Source organism: Kurthia sp. Dielmo, assembly GCF_000307285.2.
GTDB classification, from domain to species: domain Bacteria; phylum Bacillota; class Bacilli; order Bacillales_A; family Planococcaceae; genus Kurthia; species Kurthia populi.
On sequence record NZ_HE578960.1, the window covers coordinates 242,540 to 245,146 of the forward strand.

Annotated in this window: 4 protein-coding genes; all 4 read left to right on the plus strand. The window is 40.2% G+C overall.

Annotated features, from left to right (window positions below):
• Positions 1-498, plus strand: a 498-nt coding sequence (locus KTHG_RS14700) for an oligopeptide/dipeptide ABC transporter ATP-binding protein (protein WP_370362780.1), incomplete at its 5' end; no start/stop codon positions are given.
• A gap of 264 nt (positions 499-762) precedes the next feature.
• Complete coding sequence (locus tag KTHG_RS14705; RefSeq protein ID WP_233600555.1) at positions 763-1,386, plus strand: hypothetical protein; 624 nt, start codon at positions 763-765, stop codon at positions 1,384-1,386.
• 54 nt (positions 1,387-1,440) lie between these two features.
• Positions 1,441-2,043, plus strand: coding sequence for a hypothetical protein (locus KTHG_RS14710; RefSeq protein WP_139994655.1), 603 nt, complete (start codon positions 1,441-1,443; stop codon positions 2,041-2,043).
• Between the two features lies 1 nt (position 2,044).
• On the plus strand, positions 2,045-2,607 hold a 563-nt coding region (locus tag KTHG_RS14715; RefSeq protein WP_483299893.1), incomplete at its 3' end, for a TroA family protein.

Genomic DNA, 2,607 nt, shown 5'->3' on the forward strand with positions numbered 1-2,607 from the left:
GAGTTTATTATTTGTGATGAGCCGATTTCAGCACTCGATGTATCTGTACAGGCATCGGTCGTGAAGCTCCTACAACGATTACAAAAGGAAAAGGGCTTCACCTACTTATTTATTGCGCATGATTTATCGATGGTAAAATATATTTCGAGCCGAATTGCGGTAATGTATTTAGGGAAAATCGTCGAGCTGACGACGAGTGAGCAGCTGTATCATAATCCACTGCATCCGTATACGCAGGCATTATTATCTGCGATTCCGATACCTGACCCAGATATTGAGGAGTCCCGCCGTCGAATTATTTTAGAGGGCGAGCTACCGAGTCCGATTGATCCACCAACAGGCTGTGTATTTCATACGCGCTGTGCTCATGCCTGTGAGGCGTGTGTCACAGTAGAGCCTACGTGGCGTGAGCAGGAGGGCGAGCATTTTGTAGCCTGTCACTTAATGGATGATTCGATTGAAATGGGCAAACCATTACGCGTGCAACAGGAAGTGTAAAGAGGCGGTTTTAACCGACCTCTTTTTATTTTGTCAATTTTTGTCGAAATGTTTATTTTTCTTTTAAATGCTATAAAATCCCTTTTAAATGCTGTATTATCGACTGTTTAAAAAACAGTATTTATTCATTTAAACCATTTTTTCGTTAAAATTCGACAAATTTTCAGCGTTCGCACAGTTTGATTTGCAATTGAAAATCATTATCAATAAAATAAGAGTGTATTAAACGATAATCGTTATCAATTAGAACTGAGGGACCTTACTATGATGAAAAATATTGCCTACATGGGCATCGACATTCAATTTGCACGTCTGAATGCGCTTGATGCAAAACGTGGCCTTGTATTTTTATATGAATATGATTTACCATATACGGATTTAATGGCTTTTGATGGCGTCATTATTTCAAATCATGTCGACGAAGCATTTTTAGTCGAGCATAATGCGGTGTTAACGGACTATTTAGCAAAGGGAGGCGTTATTTTCACACTTGCTGAAAAGGGACTGCCTTGGCTAACGGAAGTGGCAAATTGGAAGCGTTCTCCAATTCCACTAAAAGATCGTGAAGCACGTATTATCGCAACAGACCATACATTATTTGAAGGCGTTACGTCATATGATATTGAATATCGTAAAGGCGTACGTGGCTTCTTCTCACGTGGCTACTTTGAAACAGTGCCTGCACATGCGAAGAAATTAATTGTGGACCAACAAGATAATGTCATCGTTTATGTGGACCGTGAATCAACAAATGGCACAATCTATGCGGGTGCAGGGACAGATATGTACCGCATTTACATTCATGAGGACAATTCATCAAGTCAAGTAAGTCTGCAAATGCTTGAAGCAATTCATACAGAAGCAGCACGCAATCGAGGTGACAACTAATGACACGTCGCGTATCAGAAGAAGAATTTACTGTATTGAAAGGAGCTCTTTAATATGAGCATTGCATTAATTGTGAATGGTACACCGTATCAAAACCGCTTCCTAGAGGAAGAAGAGTTTCACTATGTCTACGATGATGTGCTGCATATTCGAGATTTACATAACTATGATTTAACACAATATGACACCGTGTTACTATCATGTCGTTTGGATATTACGTTATTAAAACGCTATCAATCGAAATTATTAAATGTATTACATGCGGGAAAACGTATTGTTATTTTTGGCGAAGTATTAGATCACTTTATGCCAACAGTAGACTGGGAAGATTCTGAAGTAAACTTTAGCTGGTGGGTACGTCCAAACGGCGATTTACCACTGAATCAACAGCACGCTAATCATCCACTCTATCATTTCTTAACAGTGCCTGATATGAAATGGCATTATCACGGGACGTTTATGCCGCCAGAAGGTGCAATGTCGCTACTAGATACACCAGATGGTCGCTCGATTTTCTATGTAGATGAGAGTAGCTTTAATGGACAATTAGTCGTAACATCACTTGACCCAATGTTCCATATCGGACTGGGCTTCATTAATCAATCAAAGCCATTTTTACATGGCTTAGCAAAATGGCTACGAGAGGAAGAAAAGTAATATGAAGAAAAAATTGGGCTTCTTAGCAGCGGCGACACTTGCGGCAGGACTATTAGCAGCATGTGGCAATGATGATACGAAAGAGACAACATCGACAGGCGAAAAACAAACAACAGCCGGAGAAAAAATGATTCAAGATCAACTTGGTCGTGACGTAACCGTACCAGGCGAAATCGATCGTATCGTAGTTGGCGGTATTTTACCGTACTTCTCAACTTGGTATGTTGCAACGAATTCAACAAAAGAAATTGTTGGGATGCATCCAAACTCATATAATGCAGCAGAAAACTCAATGTTAGCAAAAATTTCACCAGACGTGTTAAAAGCATCTACAAACTTTGTGCAAAATGGTGAAGTGAATGTTGAGGAACTAATGAAAGTGGACCCTCAAGTGTATTTTGAAATTGCAACCGACCAAAAATCAATTGAAAAAGTAGAGGAAGCGGGCATTCCAACAGTAGGCGTAAAAGCCATTGATGCAGCAGCGGCAGAGCCTCTTGCGACGTTTAATAGCTGGCTAAAATTAACTTCTGATATTAAGGGTGGCGACACAACGAACCGCGC

Excerpts from the sequence above, each read along its gene's own strand:
- KTHG_RS14705 (WP_233600555.1), top strand. The coding sequence starts at position 763 with ATGATGAAAAATATTGCCTACATGGGCATCGACATTCAATTTGCACGT.
- KTHG_RS14710 (WP_139994655.1), top strand. The coding sequence starts at position 1,441 with ATGAGCATTGCATTAATTGTGAATGGTACACCGTATCAAAACCGCTTC.